This is a genomic window from Bdellovibrio reynosensis (genome assembly GCF_022814725.1).
Classification (GTDB): Bacteria; Bdellovibrionota; Bdellovibrionia; order Bdellovibrionales; family Bdellovibrionaceae; genus Bdellovibrio; species Bdellovibrio reynosensis.
The window spans coordinates 2,691,132-2,708,992 of record NZ_CP093442.1 but is presented as its reverse complement, the minus strand read 5'-3'; the positions used below and the strand labels follow the sequence as shown (position 1 = coordinate 2,708,992).

The window sequence follows — 17,861 nt, the reverse complement described above, 5'->3', positions numbered from 1 at the left end:
GTTAGAGTCCTTTCATCCACTGTTGCGGGTCGTAGGGTTCAGAAAAATGTCTAATTTCAAAATATAATCCCGGGTTGCTTTCTTGCGGAGCTTCGCCAACTTGGGCAAGAACTTGAGATTCTTTTATCTCTTCGCCGACAGCCACCTGCACATCTTGTGCATGGGAATAAACAGTATAGTAGTGATCGCCGTGATCGACAATCAAAGTCGTACCGAATCCAGGAACTTCGCCCACAAAAGATACTTGCCCTTCGAAGATCGATTTAACCGGCGTCCCCTTAGCAGCAGAAATATAAATTCCTTTATGACTTAAACTGTAAGGATGATCTTCACCTTTAATAAGCCCGAACTTCTTTGTAACTACCCCATAGATTGGTAATGGCAAGTTGCCTTTTTGATCAGCAAACGATGCCTTATATAACAAATCAAATACTCCTGCGTCTTCGATATTAAGATGCAAAGATTTTTCGCGAATGCCGTTCATCTTGTTTTGCGCGAAGTATTTACTTTTACGGATTGAGTCCAGGACCGTACCTTTGAGCTCTTGTTCTTTAATCAGGTCCTTTTCTTGGGCAAGGATCTTAACTTCAATGTTTTTTAGGTTTTCAAGCCGGCTTGCCAAGGCGTTTCGTTTGACCTGCAGATCCTTTAAGTCGCGAGAATAGTTTTTGATTAAATCTAAATCCCGGCTAGCCACTATTCCTAAAATTTTTAAATTGCGTTCTAAAGATGACGAATTGTTAGAAGAAAACAGAAAGCGCGCCATCGAAGGTCCGCCCAGCTTATATATAGCTCTTAGACGTTCCGCCAGTAGAGTCCTTTGGGACTTAGAACGCGAATCCAGATCCTCTACTTTTTGTGAAAGGTTTCTAACATTCATTTCTAAAAAGGCACGCTGTTGGGATAACTCCCCTTTTTCACGAACGATCTTTTTAATTTTTTTATTTATTTGAAAAAGGGCAGAAAGAACTTGGCGTTGTTTTACTTCGGCGGCTTCTAATTTCTTTTTAGTGGCAGCAAAATCTTGTGACAACGAATCCACATCAGCAGGTTTAGCCGCAAAGGCCCCTATGCTGAAAAAGAGCGTTAAAATGATAACAAGATTCTTCTGTAGCAATTCTACCCCTGGCTTCCTGCGTACCCGTCATTAAGTCGGCGAATACATAGATACGATGAGAAGGCCCCTAGGCAAGTCCCGCCAACAATAAAGAATACAACTGACATAGGACTGATAAATGAAAGGTGCTCGCCCAGTTGAAAAAAGCTAAGTTTTGTAACGAGCAAAGTCCTAATTCCTGAATAAAGACCAAAACAAAGGATGATGGCCAAAATGGATGATGTGAAACCCAATGTCGCACCTTCAATTAAGAATGGCTTGCGTACCATCGAAGTTGTCGCACCGATCATTTCAAGTACGACGATTTCTTCTTTGCGATTGGCAATCGAGGCGCGGATCACGTTGGCGATAACAAATAACGACGCCATAAGAATAATGAAACCAAGACTGCTCATAGTGGCTTCGATGGCTGAAACGAGTTTAGCGTACTTTTCTACCCATTCTTGACCATAGCTGACTTCATCAACGCCATCGATTTTGCGAAATTTTTCAGCTAGGTTTTTAAGTGTATGGCCTTGGTTCGCAGCGCTGACATTATCGGAAATTTTGATTTCCATGCTTGCAGGAATCAGGTGCAATAGTTCATCGTCTTTTGCCATATCCGGAGCATAGCTAGCAAGTTGGGCGCGAAAATCACCCAGAGCCTTATCCTGATTTACAAAGGTGACCTGTCCGACTTCATCAGACGCCTTGATACTGCTTTCAATAGCTTTCAGCTCTGATTCATTAAGGTCATTTGCAAGATAAACAGTCATCTGAACATCTTCACCCCATTGGGTCAGGATGTTTTTAAAGTTTTGGGAAATAAGAAGGCCTGAGCCCATAACTACAAAACACGCAGTGACCACAATTAAGGTTGATACTTTAAGAGCCCAATTCTTTTGCGGAGCTTTCATCATTTGGTATCTCCCGTGATGATTCCATCTCGCAAGGTCAGGGTTCTTTTGTTTCTTCTTTTCACCATCTCATGATCATGGGTCGCAACAAAGACCGTTGTTCCTTGCGCGCACACACGCTCTAACAAATCCATGATCTCTTCGCTAAGACGCGGATCTAAATTTCCCGTCGGCTCATCGGCGATCAAAACACCAGGTTGGTGAATAATAGCTCTTGCGATCGCCGTTCTTTGTTGTTCACCACCAGAAATAAATTCTGGATACTGATCGTGCTTATGACCAAGACCCACTTGTTCTAAAACCTCGTGAACACGGCGATGAATGGCAGGATTTTTATCCCCGCGTATTTGCAACGGTAAAGCGACGTTTTCAAAAATCGTTTTATCTTTTAAGAGTTTAAAATCTTGAAAGACTACGCCGATTTTTCTGCGAAAGAATGGAATCTGGGAATTTCGTATTGATAACAAATCATACCCAGCTACTTTGACATCACCCGAGGTGGCAGTGTCATAGGCTGAAATCATTTTGAATAAAGTCGTTTTCCCTGCACCACTCGGACCAGTTAAGAAAACGAATTCGCCTTGATCAATGCGCAGATCTACATTTTTTAGAGCATGAACCGGGCCGGGATATGTTTTATAGACGTGAGAGAATTCGATCATCCCTTTATCTTAGGGAAGACGATGCAGGATGAATACTCGCCTGAAGTCGAGGTTTTATAAAATATTAAAGGAATTTTGCTATTAAGGAGTTCCGCCAGCCATCAATGTGTCGATGATTGTCGAATGCTGACGGCGTAAAGCCAATTTTATAGCTTCTTCCGATTGCGTCGAACCAAGGCGCAAAACAGTATCGTAGGGTGTTTTGATAGTTTTCATCACAGCACCATTGCAGAAAATACGACTGACTAAAAATGGATTCTGCAATCCCCAGTCTTCTGTTTGCACATGATACTTTTGTCCGCGCACTGTGATGTCTGAATTAAAACCTTTTTGCACTTTCACAAACCTCGGCAAAAAAGTTATCAGAGATTCTGGTTTATCTCATCAAATTTTTTTTTATATGATCACATTAACGAAGCCCGTTAATTTAAAACCGAAGGGACAGCAAACATGTTTAAAGAATTCAAAGCCTTCATTATGAAGGGAAATGTTTTAGATCTTGCGGTGGGTATTATTATCGGAGCTGCTTTTGGCAAAATCGTTTCTTCATTCGTTTCAGATATCCTAATGCCAGTTCTGAGTTTAGGAATGGGAAAGGTCGACTTTTCAAACATCTTTGTTTCTTTAGATGGAAAGACTTACGCAACCTTAGAGGAAGCCAAGAAAGCGGGAGCTGCCACTCTTAACTTTGGTATTTTCACCAACTTCGTTATTGATTTTTTGATTGTCGCGTTTGCTGTTTTCTTAATCGTACGCACGGCCAATCGTTTGAAAAAAGAAGAGGTGCCGGCAGCACCGAATACCAAACTTTGCCCTGAGTGTTTATCGAATGTCCCGATAGGGGCAAGAAAGTGCGCTTATTGTACGTCTGCTTTGGGGTAACAATTCTGCGCCAGTGATTATTTTTTAGACAGTCTTCTTAATTACAATCTGAATGAAACTGGATCGGCACTTGCATTAAATCTTGCAGGTGAAAAATCAATTCAACTTTTCTATTTTAATCATCCTATTGCTTGCAGTGTTTGCAGTGGGGTGTTCTTTTAGGAAAGACGGAAAGAAATTAAGCCATGATGTTCCCGATAAGACAATGGAACATATGGTTCATCCGCTTGCACCATTAGAGGAAGTTTTTGATCAAGGCGAAGAAAGTGAAATCGTTAGAAATTTGGCATTTAATTTCAATAAATATGAAAAGGAAGCCAAGACCGCCAACGAAACACTTTTGGATGTCGCTATCCGATGGCGTAAAAGCGAAGTAATCAAATATCTTATGTTTGAAAAAGGTGTAAATCCTTTTCACATAAATCGCAATTCTACAGAAATCTTAGATGCAAACTCCCAACTAAAACAACTTTTAGTGGGCGCCCACCAAGACGTCTTTATGTCAATTTTGCAGAATAGGCAGAATATTCAGTCTGAAATTATTAAGGCCGATCTTGCAGAGTTTGGTTGCAAGCAATTCACTAATTTTTTAATGCGTTACCGATACGATATACATCCAGATAATTTTGAGCCAGTAACCAAAAAAGATGTTGATGAAGTTATAATCTCTACTTTGAGCCAAACCGAATGCAAAAACTATTTGGAGAGCTTTCCGGAAAGTTTAATTTCTGAATGGATGACCCAGGAATTTGTAAATCAATTTAGAATGAATTTTCAATCCTCGAAATTTCTTCTATTCTTAAAAACATTAGTAGGAACTCGAAAAAGTGTAAGTATCAGTATAAAAGTTCCTAATTTGACAGTCTCAACTGATGAAGCATTGGATATGCTTTTAGATAGAAAGGACTTTTCAGACAGAAACTTTAGAATCATTCCCGCCCAAAGCTTAGTAAAACTAAAATCGCCATGCATTGATTCTTCTGAGCAGCTGCAAATTTGGACTGATTTGAGTAAAGAATTACAAAATGATTTCAGTGAGGGTTGCGGCCCGAGAGAATGCATTTCTTCAATCAAAAAAATATTTTACAACTTCGTCTCACCTTACTCTGAAATACAGAAAGATCGATTTGAAAGGGTTCACGATGCCCTTTTAAGAAGAAGAAAGTATACAGCCACCAAGATCCTAAGTCAGGAGCTATGTGGCAAAGAGTTGGAACTACAAGATCCGGAGCCTTTAAGTGAACAAAGCTCAAACTAAAATCATCATCTTTTTTATATTGGCTGTCTTGTCGGCTTGTACTTTTTCAAATCCGGAAGAAAAAGCCGTTAAAAAACCTAATATCATTATAAAGGCACCATTAACGTCGTTACAAAAATCTATACTCATTGCTATTGAGAAAAATAATATTGAAGCATTAAAAGGTGCTCTCGAGAGCGCCACTCCCGCCGACCTTTCCTTTGAGGGTCATGAAAATACCCCAATGGGTATTGCACTAAAAAATAATTTTTTGGAAATTACGCAAGAGCTTATAAAGAGAAATATCGATTTATTTTCATTGGGAGGATATGAGGAAACCTTCCGCAGAAATTCGTTCAACTATAATGTCCAAAGAGTGCATCTAAATTTTGACTGGGATCCTGATAAGCTAGAATTCAGAATAAATGTCTCAGAAAAATACTATTTAGCTAAAATCAGAGAAAAAGTTCGACTCTTTTATGAGTCGAATACTCACTCGCCAGAAGCTCTAATAAATCAATCAAAAATGCCCTGCTATCTTTTTGAATCTCAAACTATTTTGCAAAACTTAACCGGCAAAAATTTTGAAAAAATAATTAAAAATTTAGTATGCAAAGATTCTCTCAACGCGCATGAAGTAAATGTTTTGTATGAAGTTGCATTGTTTAAAGGCTTTAAAAATTTATATAATACGCCGGAGTTCATAAGTTACTTAAGCAGACATTCGCTGTTAAAATCACTTTACTATAAGATGAACTACCTCAACGTATATTTAGCTCCTGGACTCCTATATAAGGTAGCTAACTCGAAAGAAAATTACGCAATTAATCCATCCTTCTGTGAACATTCCAGCGAGCTGGAAGCTCTAAAAGAAGATCTTAGCTATTGTGCAGGGCACATTTCTGTGGCGCGCGAAAAAGGAGCTGATGAGTTTTTGAAGGAAAATAGGATTCTATCTCCTCCATTCGAAATGATAAGAGGAAGGGATAATGGTTCATACCAAACGGTTAAGACTGTAAAGTACACGTCTGGTTCGTTCTATCAGTTCAATATTCTTTTTGAAAATGAAGATACCCACTATTCATTAATCAGCATTTTAATGAATAGCTACTGGCTCAGTGACTGGGGGAGGTTCCACAGGCTCGCCATGGCTCCAAATGCGGAAAGTAAGTTGAATGATCCCTCCCCACTACCGTTTAAACCAGGGGAGTATCTAAATAAAAGAACTAAAGACGGCGCAGAGGAAATAGCCCCGTTGACATCAGATTTTGAACCGCCCGAAGATTTTGAATCATTTTGAGACGTAAACTTTTTAGCCAACCTGCCGATAATTGGTACTGGTATTGCACCATTAGTTTTCATCGGGAGGGAATTCAAATGAATAAGATTTCAGGCAAAAAGAACCAATCAGTTGTCAAAATCTTTATCAACTCAGCCATGGCAGTAATCTTCTGCTCCTATACTTTGCCTGCATTCGGTGAAGAAAGCTCTGACCGCAGAGACAGACCAGGCATGTCTGATGCTGATAGAAAGTATTGGGAAGACAAAGATAAAAAGGACAGAGAAGAGCGCGAAAAACGTGATCTTGCTGCCACTTGTAAGTCTCATGGTGAAAAATTAGCTGAAGCAACGAAGGAAATTGGTAACCTTTGCTCTAAATCAGGATATTCAAGTCAGGAATCTTGCACTACCAAAGCGATAGAATGCGGTGAAGAAGCATCATCGGGAACTGAATTTAATCCATTCGACACAGTCGGTACTATTTTAGGATTACCTCCGGGTAGTGTAGATTCAGGCAAACAATGCCCTCAATTAAATGGCCGAGACTACTATACTGAGAAAAAAGATATCGAAAGAGATATTGCCGAGACAGAAAAGGAATTGGCTGATCTAAACGATGAAAAGGCTAAAGCAGAAAAAGAATATAAAAAAGAAATGAATGAACTTCAGGAAGCACTTTCAAAAGCTCAAGAAGACTACAAAAAGCATTCTTTAGAAATTGATGAAAAAGAGCGTGAAAGAGTAGCAGAATTCCATGCTTCGCAAAATCAAGCTAAAGACGAAATGCGCAAGAAAGGTTCAGAAATTCTGCGCCTTCAAGGGGAAATGACAAAGACTCAACAAACGAAAGCTAAAGAGTTATTGTTAATTTCTGAGTCTAAAGCCCAACGTGATTGCGCGAAGGCTGTTGCCACCGAAAGAGCAAATCAGCAAGCAGCGCAGGCAACTTCACGGTCGAATTACATGCGCCAAGCTACTACTAACAAAAAGAACTTAGTAAGCGTATGGGAAAACTGCTTGAAAACGTTTGATGAGGCTCGTAAAGAGTTAATGTCTAGCACTCGCCAGGCTCAGATGGAACTTCAAAAACAAATGGCGGATTCTAGAGATGACGTTGATGAAATCCAGAACAGTTTAAACTTGGCTTCATCACAGCTTGATGAAATGAAACAAGCATCACTCAAAGAAAAAAGCGACGCAGTTCAGGCTGTGATCGATCTTGGAACGAGAACACAAACACAGATGCAGTCAGCATATCAGAATTTACTAGAGACTCAAAAAACGTTGGCAGCAAAGGGTCAAAGCTTACAGAACAAGCTCAACCGTCTAAATCAAAGTCTAGCAGCTATGGGTCCGGCTCCAAAAAGAGGAACTGAGCACGCGATTAGTGATATCGGTCCGAGATTAGACGCTCAAATTAACATAATTGATAATCTAAAAACGATTAGTGAATGTCCTCAAGTTCAAAAAGATGCTAAAGCTGCTTCAGATAAATTGGGAAGCGGAGTAAGATAAGCACCCAGTCTTCGGACCAGTGTCCCTAGACCCTCATCTTTGTCACTGCTACACTGGGGGCCTTCCTAAAGGAGCCCCCGAAGTGTTTAAAAAAATCGCCCTGTTTATTGTCGCCCTCGGCCTTATTGGCATCCTGTCCGTTTATCTAATTGTAAAGTCTGTTCAAGCTGGTCTTCCTCAATTAATTACTGTTAAAGACTATGAACCGCTTTTAGTAAGCTCAGTCTATGATCGTCATGGTAAAAAAATTGGTGAATTCTTTCGCGAACGTAGAACTCTTGTCCCTTACGATAAGATTCCAAAAAATCTAGTAAATGCTTTTTTGGCTGCCGAAGACGACCAGTTCTTTGAACATAAAGGCATTAATCTTCAGGCCATCATGCGTGCTACGTTAGCAAACTTGCGTGCCGGCCGTTCTGTTCAAGGGGGATCGACGATCACGCAGCAGGTTGCTAAGACCTTGCTTTTATCTTCTGAAAAAACGCTGACCCGTAAAGTCCGCGACATCTTGCTTGCGATTGAAATGGAAAAAAACTTAAGTAAAGAAGACATTTTGTTTCTTTACTTAAATCAAATTTACTTCGGGCAAGGGGCCTATGGTGTCGAGCAAGCGGCCCAAACTTACTATCACAAAACAGTGAATCAGCTAACCATTCCGGAAATGGCGATCCTTGCAGGTCTTCCGCAAGCGCCAAGCCGTTATAGCCCTGTTTCAAATCCGCTTCGCGCTAAAGAACGTCAGATCTACGTTCTTCGCCGCATGGCTGAAGTTGGTTCAATCACAAAAGACGAAGCGGAAAAAGCCATTCAAGAACCGGTTAAAGTTTATGTTCGTGAAAATTATGAAGAGTACGCGCCGTTCTTCTTAGAAACTGTTCGTCAGTTGCTGGTTGAACAGTTGGGCGAAGACATGGTCTTAGATAAAGGCTTAAAGATTCACACAAGCCTTGATCTTAAAAAACAGTTGGCAGCGCAAGAATCTGTGCTAGCAGGTTTAAAATCTTTGGATAAACGCCAGGGATACCGCGGTCCACTTAAAAACTTAACTGACTTTGATGATGTTGAAGAGTTCTTAAAAGAAAATCGCAAAAAATTGATTTCCGAATTCACGTCAGAGAGAACCATTTTGCCTGATGGTAAATTCGCTGAAATCGTTCCGCAAAAAGATGCGAAGACTTTAAAAGAGCATCCTTTACTTCCTCCGTACATCAAACTTAAAGACACAGTTCAAGGTGTGGTTGAAAAAGTAGATGATACTCTGGGATTAGTTCATGTTACTTTGCCTGAAACAAAAGGTCTTATTGATATTGAAACTATGACCTGGGCAAGAAAGCCTGACACTGAAACGCGGTATGATTTTGCAGTTATTAAAAAACCATCTGAAGCTTTAAAAAAAGGCGACGTGATTTTGGTAAAAGTTGTTGCTGACACTTTTGCTTCAACTCGTTTGCAGAACTCTAAAAAGAAATTTGAAGGATTGCCTGACTTCCAAAAACATCTTGCCCTGGAACTTGATCAGGAACCGTTGGTTGAAGGTGCTTTAATTTCTTTTGATCAACAAACCCAAGACGTTGTTGCCATGGTGGGCGGATCAAACTTTGCGAAAAGTGAGTTCAACCGCGCGATTCAAGCTCCCCGTCAAACAGGCTCTTCATTTAAAGCCATTGTGTATGCTTCAGCTTTAGAAAAAGGCTATTCACCAGCAACTCCTATTATGGACGCTCCAATCGTTTATGAAGAGGGTGGAAACGCTGACGATGCTGAAGGCCAAGGTGACCCAAAAGTTTGGAAGCCAGCAAATCACTCTAAGAGCTTTGGTGGAGATATCTTATTCCGCAATGCCTTGATTAAATCATTGAACATTCCAACGGTGAAAATCATCGAGGACGTGGGTGTTCCTTGGGCCATGGAATATGCAAAGCGCCTTGGAATTTATAGCCCCATGAACCCTGATTTTACGTTGGCATTAGGTTCTAGCAGCGTGACTTTATATGAGATGACAAAAGTTTTCTCTGAATTCGGCCGTTTAGGTAAAAGAATTTCTCCGATGCTAATTCATAAAGTGGAAGATGCTGCGGGAAAGGATTTACTTTCTACGATCAGCCTAGATCAACGCTTTGAAAAAGAAATTCGCCCTGTGAACGACGAATTTGAACAGCGCCGGAAAGCTTACCTTGAATCAATTAAAGATCCAGCGAAGGTTGAAGAGCAAAAGAGCGTAGACCAAAAACACATGAAGATTGATCAAAGTATTTTCTTTGAAAGTGCTGATCAGCTTATTCGTCCATCGACTGCTTATGTGATGACGACACTTTTAAAAGGCGTCATTGATGATCCGGGCGGTACCGCTGGCAGAGCGCGCGCTTTGGGCCGCGAAGTAGCAGGGAAAACCGGAACGACCAACAACTACTATGACGCATGGTTCATCGGCTATAGCCCACAAATTGCTACAGGTGTCTGGGTGGGTTTTGACAAAGAAAAAAGTATTGGAAAAGGCGAGGTCGGTGGTCGAGCTGCTTTACCAATTTGGGTAGATTACATGAAAGCTGCCCATGAAGGTCTTCCGCAGATGACTTTCCCTGTTCCTGAAGGTATTGTCTTTGCTAATATTGATAGTGAAACTGGAAAGCTTGCTTCTGCTTCGACGAAAAAAATTGTTCGTCAGGCCTTCGTTGAAGGAACTGAGCCGACAGCTGCTGCCAGTAAAGCTGAAGAAACAACAGACTTTTACAAACAGGATCTCTCTGAATGAAAGATATTCACCTCTGGGGGGTGAAACAAAACAATCTGAAGAACATTGAGGTCAAGATACCCGTTGGATCTATGACGGTTATTTGTGGTCCCAGTGGTTCAGGAAAGTCTTCGCTGGCTTTTGAAACTCTTTTTGCCGAAGGTCAGCGCCGCTTTATTGAAAGTATGTCGAACTATGCGCGACAATTTTTAAATAAAGCACCTAAGCCGGATATCGAAGGAATTAGTAATATCCCTCCGGCAATTTCGATCGAACAAAAAAATACTATTAAAAGTTCCCGTTCAACGGTTGGTACTACGACCGAAATTATCGATTATCTTCGTTTGCTTTTTGAAAAAATCGGTAAGTCCTACTGCCCGACTCATCACCTACCGACTGAAAAAGAAAGTGTCACAGAAGCCACTGATAAAGTGATAAAAAGCTTTAACGGTAAGCGTGGATACATTCTTGTAGAGATTTCTGAAGAAGGCCGCGTTGCTCAAGCTAAGAAACTTCACTCTTTGCTTTTGCAGGATGGGTACTTGCGCATCTACGTTCCGAAAGTGGATCCAACTAAAGCAGTCGTAAAGACAACGGCTAAAGCTGCCACCAAGAAGACAGCTAAAAAAGCTGCGAAAAAAGAAGAGCCTTTAGTTGAATCTGTACCAGAAGTTGTAGCCAAAGGTGGAATCACTCAAGAAGAAATGGGCACCGTTTTAGAAATCGGTGATGCGGCTGCGATTAAAAAAGGCTTACCGAAAGAAACTTTCTATTTAGTTATTGATCGTATGAGCTTTAATGAGGATGAAAGAGGTCGTATCGCCGACTCTATGACTCAAGCTTATGAAGCAAGTATCAAGTACAACACGAATATCATCACACGAAAAGCCACTGTTCTAACGACAGAAGGTCAACGTTTACAGTTAAGCGAAGAAAGTTCGTGCCCTGCTTGTGGGTACACTCCACCACCGCTCACCTCTCGCCTATTTAGCTTTAATTCACCAATCGGTGCTTGTGGCACTTGTAAAGGCTTTGGAAATATTTTGGATATCGATGAAGCCAAAGTAGTTCCAAATTCTAATCTCAGTATCGCCCAAGGTGCCTTGTCTCCGTTTTGGATGCCAAGTGCAGCTCATGAAAAAAAGCAGCTTCTGGCTTACTGTAAAAAAGCGAAGATTGATACGCACACACCATGGAAGGATTTATTAAAATCCCAACGCGATGTTATTTGGAATGGTGATAAAGAATTCTTCGGCGTTCGTGGTTTGTTTGAATATTTAGATCAAATCAAATACAAGATGCACGTGCGAGTCTTCATTTCTCGCTTTCGCAGTCCTTTCTTATGTCCTACATGTAAGGGAGCACGACTTCGCACTGAAGCGAATAATGTTTTAATTAATAGTTCCAACATCAATGATCTTTCAAATGTGACCGTAGAAGAACTTTGCCAGTTCTTCCAAAAGCTTGAAGTTACTCCCCATCAGCAAGAAGTAGCAGGCGAAGTGTTAAAGCAGATTCGTTCCCGCTTAGAGTTTTTAATGCGCGTTGGGGTTCATTATCTTTCACTTAATCGTGAAACAAGAACTTTATCTGGTGGTGAATACCAGCGTTTGATTTTAGCTAATCAGTTGGGCATGGGACTATCCCAAGCTCTTTACGTTCTTGATGAACCAACAGTGGGTTTACATCCTCGCGATAATGATCGCCTGATTTCAATTCTTAAAGACCTTAAAGAACTTGGGAACACGCTTGTCATTGTTGAACATGACCATGACGTTATCAAATCTAGTGAACACATCATCGAAATGGGCCCAGGCTCTGGTTATCTTGGTGGTGAAGTTGTTTATGCAGGATCTACAGAGAAATTCTATAACTACGAAAAATCCATCACCGTACCGTACTTAAAGCCTTCCAAAAACTTTGCACCCTTGCGAGTCAGCAGACCTGTAGATGTGGAAAGTTATAAGATCAAACTTGAGCTTAAAGGTGCAAAAGGCCACAACCTAAAAAACCTAGATGTTGTGATTCCATTAAATCGGTTAGTAACTGTGACCGGCGTCAGTGGATCAGGTAAGTCTACCTTGATTTCTAAAACTCTTTATCCAGCTTTGGCTCGAGCTTTAGATATTGAATATATGCCAGCGCAAGAATATGCCGCGTTGGAAGGTGTCGAGCATATTAAAAACGTGTTGCTTATCGATCAATCTCCGATTGGTAAATCAGCACGCAGCTCTCCGATCACTTACCTTAAAGCTTTTGATGCAATTCGTACGATCATGGCGACGACGCCTGAAGCACAGACCCGTGGTTATACTCCAGGCACTTTCAGCTTGAACGTCGATGGTGGTCGCTGTCCCGCTTGTAAAGGCACCGGTTACGAAGAAATCGATATGCAGTTCATGGATAACGTTGTTATCCCCTGTGACGTCTGTGACAGTAAAAAATACCGTCCAGAGATCTTAGAAATTCAGTATAAAGATAAAAATATTCACCAGATTCTTTCGATGACTGTGAATGAAGCCATGAATTTCTTTGTGGCTCACCCGAACATCCGTAAGCCTTTAAGCGTTCTTAAAGAGGTGGGATTAGATTACCTGCAACTGGGTCAACCAGCGAACTCTTTAAGCGGTGGAGAGTCTCAGCGCCTTAAAATCGCCAAAGAGCTATCCCAAGTTCAGCAAAAGTCGACTTTGTATATCCTAGATGAGCCTACAACCGGACTTCATTTCCGCGAGGTAGACTTGCTTATGAAGGTTTTAAGCAAGCTTATTGAAACTGGCGGCAGTGTGGTGGTTGTGGAACACAATTTAGACGTGATTCGCGGTTCTGATTATGTGATTGACCTCGGCCCTGAAGCAGGTAAAAAAGGCGGAAACATCGTGGCACAAGGCTCTCCAGAAGACGTAATGAAGGTCAAAAAGAGTCTGACCGGACAGTATTTAAAGCGCTACATCGACAGTCATGGCGCTTAACGTGGAATTAAAATGTTAGTTGAAATTAAAAAGCTCGCAGCGGAACTAAAACCATATAAAAAGACAATCACGATCATCGCCATTACGGGCGTGATCTATGCTTTAGCTTCAGCGCGAATTGCTCTAATGACCAAGTCATTGTTCGATGCCCTGTCAGCAGCAAAACATGACGACATCATGATGCTTGTTCCCCTGGCTATGCTTTTAGCTTTGATTACTGCGGTGACTCGTTATTACCACATTTATCTAATGAACTACGTGGCTGAATGTGTAGTGCAAGGTCTTCGTCAGAAACTGCAGCAAAAGTTCATGCGCTTAAATCTTTCTTTTCATAATAATTATGCCGCAGGCTCCGGTGGTCTTATTAGCCGCATCCTAAATGACATGCGAATAATTCAAGATGGATTGCGTGTCGTTGCGGATATTTTTCTTCATCCACTCTTGCTTATCTTTCTATTAGGAAATCTTTTTTACATCGACTGGAAGCTGACATTAGCAACGATGATCATGGTTCCAATAGTTGGTGCAATTTTAAAAAACATTTCCCGCAGCATGCGCAAATATATTCCTCAAGAGCGTGACTCTATGGAATACATGACCTCTACAATCAAAGAAAGTTTAGATGGGGTTCGCATTATCCAGTCTTTCAATCTTGAAAAAGATATGGCGGATCGTCTTACCCGCGATTCTGATAAGTATCTTGGCATTCGTAAGACCATTTATAAGCGCCAAGAAGCCGCAGGACCTGCGACTGAGTTCATTGCTACAGCCATTGTAATGACGGCCCTTTTATATACAAGCTATCAAGTAGCAGCCGGCAAAGCGACTCCTGGTACGTTTATTGGATTTATCACCTCACTACTTATGTTGAATCAGCCTATTAAGCGCTTCCAGGAAGCCTATGTGCGAATTCAAGAGGTAGTAATTTCTGCGCAAAGAATTTTTTCGATCATCGAAGATCCCTCTGAAGTGCCAGAAAGTCCTAAGAATCTTCCATTTCCTAAAGACTGGAAAAAAATCACTTACCGCGATGTGAGCTTCACATACGGTAAGGATATGATTCTTAAAAACATCAATCTGACCATCAATCGCGGTGAAGTCGTGGCCTTGGTGGGCGCTAGCGGGAGTGGAAAATCAACCATCGTCAATTTACTTGAGCGCTTCTTTGATGCGACTTCTGGGGAAATCCTAATTGATGACGTTAATATCCTAGACATCAACTTAAAGGATTTACGTCGCAACGTCGCTTTAGTGACCCAAGATGTCTTTCTATTTAGTGACAGCATTGAAAAGAACATCTGGGCAGGCGACTACACCAGAGATCGCGCGCAAATCATGGCCATGGCCAAATTAGCTAATGCCCACGACTTTATTATGAAGATGCCTCAGGGCTACGAAAGTAAAGTTGGCGATCGTGGAAGTCTTCTTTCTGGTGGTGAAAAGCAGCGTATCAGTATTGCTCGCGCCATGTTTAAAGATGCACCCCTACTTATTTTAGATGAAGCTACAAGTGCTTTAGACACCGCAAGCGAGATCGAAGTACAAAAAGGTCTAGATCATTTAATGGAAGGCCGTACAGCCTTAGTCATCGCTCACCGTTTATCGACAATTCAAAAGGCAGACAAAATTGTTGTTCTTAAAAACGGACAGATTGTTGAGGTTGGCAGCCATCAAAACTTGCTTTCCCAACAAGGTGAATACTTCCGTTTTCACAGTTTACAGCACACCTAAACCTGAATTCTAAAAGACTACTGGCTAGACATTCGGCTTTAGCCATCAGACTGAAATAACACGCAAATCACCAAACTTTTGAATCAGACTGAGACACAAATCTAGAAGTGAGGTCTAGGTTTGCATGTTTTTTAGACAGTCTTCTAAAGTTCGTCTACTTTCTTGACGATAAAACTATCGACACTTTTTTTACGTCAACTGAAAGGACAGGACTTATGATTAATTGGGATGAGTTTGAACATATACATGTCATCAACAAGCTCAAACAGATTCTCAGCGCGTGGTGGAACATTGACGTTGTCTTTACAGATGAGCGTGGTGCTTTAAAAGGCTACGACTCTGACAAAGTGACTTTTAGTAATCCAGCAATCAATGCTTTGGTTAGAAAAGAAGCTGGGCAAGCAAGCATCGCTGAACTTGTAACTAAATCTTTGGATGATCTTCGCACATCTCAAAATCGTTTCTCTTTACGCAAATGGGACATGGTTGGGTTTGATGTGGGTGTATTCCCTATCATGATTGAAAATGACTGCGTTGGTACTGTTGTAGCAATGGGTTTTTTCCGCGACTCTAACTTCACTTCTCGTTTAACCGAAATTCGCGAGCGTTTAGCTGCTTTCGGCATGTCTGGCGAAGTGATTGAAAAATGCCTAGGCAAATTGAAATTCCTTGATGACCAAGAGCGCGCTCACTTTGGTGAACTTTGTGAACTTGTTGCTCAAGAAATCGTGACTCTTCACTTAGAGATCAGTTCCCGTGAAGATCGAATCAAAGAACTGAATAAAGAGCTTGGTAACAGATTTAAATACGACAACATGATCGGTAAATCTAAACCAATGCAGTCATTGTATGCTTTGATGGATAAAATCAAGGGTGCAGATTCAACAGTTCTGGTACAAGGTGAAAACGGTACAGGTAAAGAGTTGATCGCGAAATCGATCCACTATAACTCACACCGCAAAGACAAACCTTTCGTGATTCAAAACTGTTCTGCCTTCAATGACAACTTATTGGAATCAGAATTATTCGGTCACGTTAAAGGATCTTTCACTGGCGCTCTTAAAGATAAAAAAGGTCTTTTCGAGATGGCAGATAAAGGTACATTCTTCCTAGATGAAATCGGTGATACTTCACCACAAATGCAAGTTAAGCTTCTTCGCGTATTGCAAGAAGGAACTTTCATGCCAGTAGGTGCGACTGAATCTAGAAAAGTAGATGTTCGTATCGTAGCGGCAACAAATAGAAACTTAAAAGAAATGGTTGAGCAAGGTACATTCCGTGAAGACTTGTACTATCGCTTAAACGTTATTAACATCCGCGTTCCACCTCTTCGTGAAAGAAAAGAAGATATCCCTTTCCTAGTGGATTTCTTCTTGGCAAAAATCCACGACCAACAAGGTGGACCAAAACGCCAAATCATGAAGCGTGCTTTAGAAAAGCTTTATGATTATCCATGGCCAGGTAACGTGCGTGAATTGCAAAATGAAATCGAAAGACTTTGTGTACTTTCTGGTGACGAAACTAAGTTGATGGCTGAATTGCTTTCTCCGAAAGTTTTGGAAGCTGGCGAGAAAAATAAAGTTCAAGGTTCTCGTTTGCACGGTAAGTTAAAAGATGCTCTTGAAGATCTAGAGCGCGAAATGATTCGCGAGGGTCTTCGCCGCACAGGTTGGAACAAATCCAAACTTGCTAAAGAGTTGGGTATCAGCCGCGCGGGTCTTATCATGAAGGTTGAAAAGTACGGCCTTGATAAAAGAAAACTAGCGCGCTAAAAGCGGCACCGACCCTAAATAAATTACCGTAATGATCTAAATTTAGAGGGCTTTGTGAGGAAATCACAAGGCCCTTTTCTTTGCCTGAAAATAGCCTATCCATCTGATTTTAAAAGACTATTGTAACTCCGTCCGGCTTTGGCATCACTCTTGTAATGAAGAGTCTTTCGTAAGGGGTACGTGGTTATATGCAGCACTCAACGTTAGACAGCTCATTTGTAAATAGACTTAAGCAGATTCTAGCTAGCCGCTATGGGAAGGGTTTGCAAATTCGTCAATTAATGGACTTAGCCGAATTAAGTTCTGAAGACGTGTATACGCGGGGGCGTGACTTACACATTCCAATTAAGGTGAATGGATCCATTCTAGGTACTGCAGTTGTTCCCGCAGCAGATGATCTCAATGCCGAGAAACGCCAAGGTGTAACTCAATTAGTTAGAATGGTGTTAGAGCCTGCAATGTACAAATGGTACCTTGATCAACGAGAATCCAATCTAGCTGAAATCACCAAAGCACAAGTCAACTTAGATAACGTTCGTTTGTTCGGTGAAGATCCCCTGCCTTCGATTGATGAAATTTTAAAAGAAGACGAAGCCGAAGAACCGAACGAAGGTCTAGTAAGCGACTTAGTATCGCACTTAATTCATCTTCAGGGTCGTTCGGAAAATACGAATAAAAAAGTAGCCTTGCAGCTGCACGAGCTTACAGGTCGTTGGGCGTTTGTGCCATTTAACGATATTAAGGGACAACTTCACTCTGCCCATGACATCGCTAAGCTTGGCGCAATGACAATATATATTGAAAATGCCGAGAACTTAAATGCGGCTGAACAAGAACTTCTGATGGACTATATCAACGATGAACCTTTTGCTGATGAACCCCTGATCATTACAAGTTCCTCAGTGCCTTTAGCAGATCTTGGCAGTACGACTTTAACTTCCAACATGATTGATGAAATCACAGTGAATTGTTTTGAAGTCGACCGTGCACCATTAAGTTCCGCAGGTCTGAAAGAGGTTCTTGAGCTTTTCTTTATTAAAGATTCCCCGATTGATGCCTAACAGT

At 41.2% G+C, this 17,861-nt stretch carries 13 protein-coding genes; 9 read left to right on the top strand and 4 right to left on the bottom strand.

Annotated elements, in window-relative coordinates; all coding sequences use genetic code 11:
• Position 1 precedes the first annotated feature (1 nt).
• From MNR06_RS12680 to MNR06_RS12665, 4 genes are all read right to left on the bottom strand, one after another.
• The gene (locus MNR06_RS12680; protein WP_243536636.1) at positions 2 to 1,117 is read right to left on the bottom strand and encodes a murein hydrolase activator EnvC family protein; all 1,116 of its coding nucleotides are present in this window, start codon (positions 1,115 to 1,117) and stop codon (positions 2 to 4) included.
• Between the two features lie 2 nt (positions 1,118 to 1,119).
• Positions 1,120 to 2,016: a cell division protein FtsX gene (locus MNR06_RS12675; RefSeq protein ID WP_243536634.1), complete on the bottom strand. Its 897-nt coding sequence runs from the start codon at positions 2,014 to 2,016 to the stop codon at positions 1,120 to 1,122.
• Entirely contained in the window at positions 2,013 to 2,675 is a 663-nt protein-coding gene (gene ftsE / locus MNR06_RS12670; RefSeq protein WP_243536632.1) for a cell division ATP-binding protein FtsE, read from the bottom strand. The genes MNR06_RS12675 and ftsE overlap by 4 nt, the downstream gene beginning before the upstream one ends.
• Positions 2,676 to 2,756: 81 nt before the next feature.
• Positions 2,757 to 3,017, bottom strand: a complete 261-nt coding sequence (locus tag MNR06_RS12665) for a hypothetical protein (protein WP_243536630.1) — start codon at positions 3,015 to 3,017, stop codon at positions 2,757 to 2,759.
• Positions 3,018 to 3,125: 108 nt separating this feature from the next.
• Between MNR06_RS12665 and mscL the strand changes: the two genes are divergently transcribed.
• The 9 genes from mscL (at position 3,126) to MNR06_RS12620 (ending at position 17,857) form a co-directional block, all read left to right on the top strand.
• On the top strand, positions 3,126 to 3,557 hold the full coding sequence (mscL, locus tag MNR06_RS12660) for a large conductance mechanosensitive channel protein MscL (RefSeq protein ID WP_243536628.1): 432 nt from the start codon (positions 3,126 to 3,128) through the stop codon (positions 3,555 to 3,557).
• A gap of 88 nt (positions 3,558 to 3,645) precedes the next feature.
• Positions 3,646 to 4,815, top strand: coding sequence for a hypothetical protein (locus MNR06_RS12655; protein WP_243536626.1), 1,170 nt, complete (start codon positions 3,646 to 3,648; stop codon positions 4,813 to 4,815).
• The gene (locus MNR06_RS12650) at positions 4,796 to 6,094 is read left to right on the top strand and encodes a hypothetical protein (RefSeq protein ID WP_243536624.1); all 1,299 of its coding nucleotides are present in this window, start codon (positions 4,796 to 4,798) and stop codon (positions 6,092 to 6,094) included. Before MNR06_RS12655 ends, MNR06_RS12650 begins: the two co-directional genes overlap by 20 nt.
• 77 nt (positions 6,095 to 6,171) lie before the next feature.
• Positions 6,172 to 7,590: a coiled-coil domain-containing protein gene (locus MNR06_RS12645; protein ID WP_243536621.1), complete on the top strand. Its 1,419-nt coding sequence runs from the start codon at positions 6,172 to 6,174 to the stop codon at positions 7,588 to 7,590.
• Positions 7,591 to 7,672: 82 nt separating this feature from the next.
• Positions 7,673 to 10,342: a penicillin-binding protein 1A gene (locus MNR06_RS12640; protein ID WP_243536619.1), complete on the top strand. Its 2,670-nt coding sequence runs from the start codon at positions 7,673 to 7,675 to the stop codon at positions 10,340 to 10,342.
• Positions 10,339 to 13,293 (top strand): excinuclease ABC subunit UvrA, encoded by a 2,955-nt coding sequence (gene uvrA, locus MNR06_RS12635; protein ID WP_243536617.1) that lies wholly within the window; start codon positions 10,339 to 10,341, stop codon positions 13,291 to 13,293. Before MNR06_RS12640 ends, uvrA begins: the two co-directional genes overlap by 4 nt.
• A 12-nt stretch (positions 13,294 to 13,305) precedes the next feature.
• Entirely contained in the window at positions 13,306 to 15,024 is a 1,719-nt protein-coding gene (locus MNR06_RS12630; protein ID WP_243536615.1) for an ABC transporter ATP-binding protein, read from the top strand.
• Between the two features lie 215 nt (positions 15,025 to 15,239).
• Positions 15,240 to 16,796, top strand: a complete 1,557-nt coding sequence (locus MNR06_RS12625; RefSeq protein WP_243536613.1) for a sigma 54-interacting transcriptional regulator — start codon at positions 15,240 to 15,242, stop codon at positions 16,794 to 16,796.
• 188 nt (positions 16,797 to 16,984) lie between these two features.
• Entirely contained in the window at positions 16,985 to 17,857 is an 873-nt protein-coding gene (locus MNR06_RS12620) for a hypothetical protein (protein ID WP_243536611.1), read from the top strand.
• Positions 17,858 to 17,861: the final 4 nt, after the last annotated feature.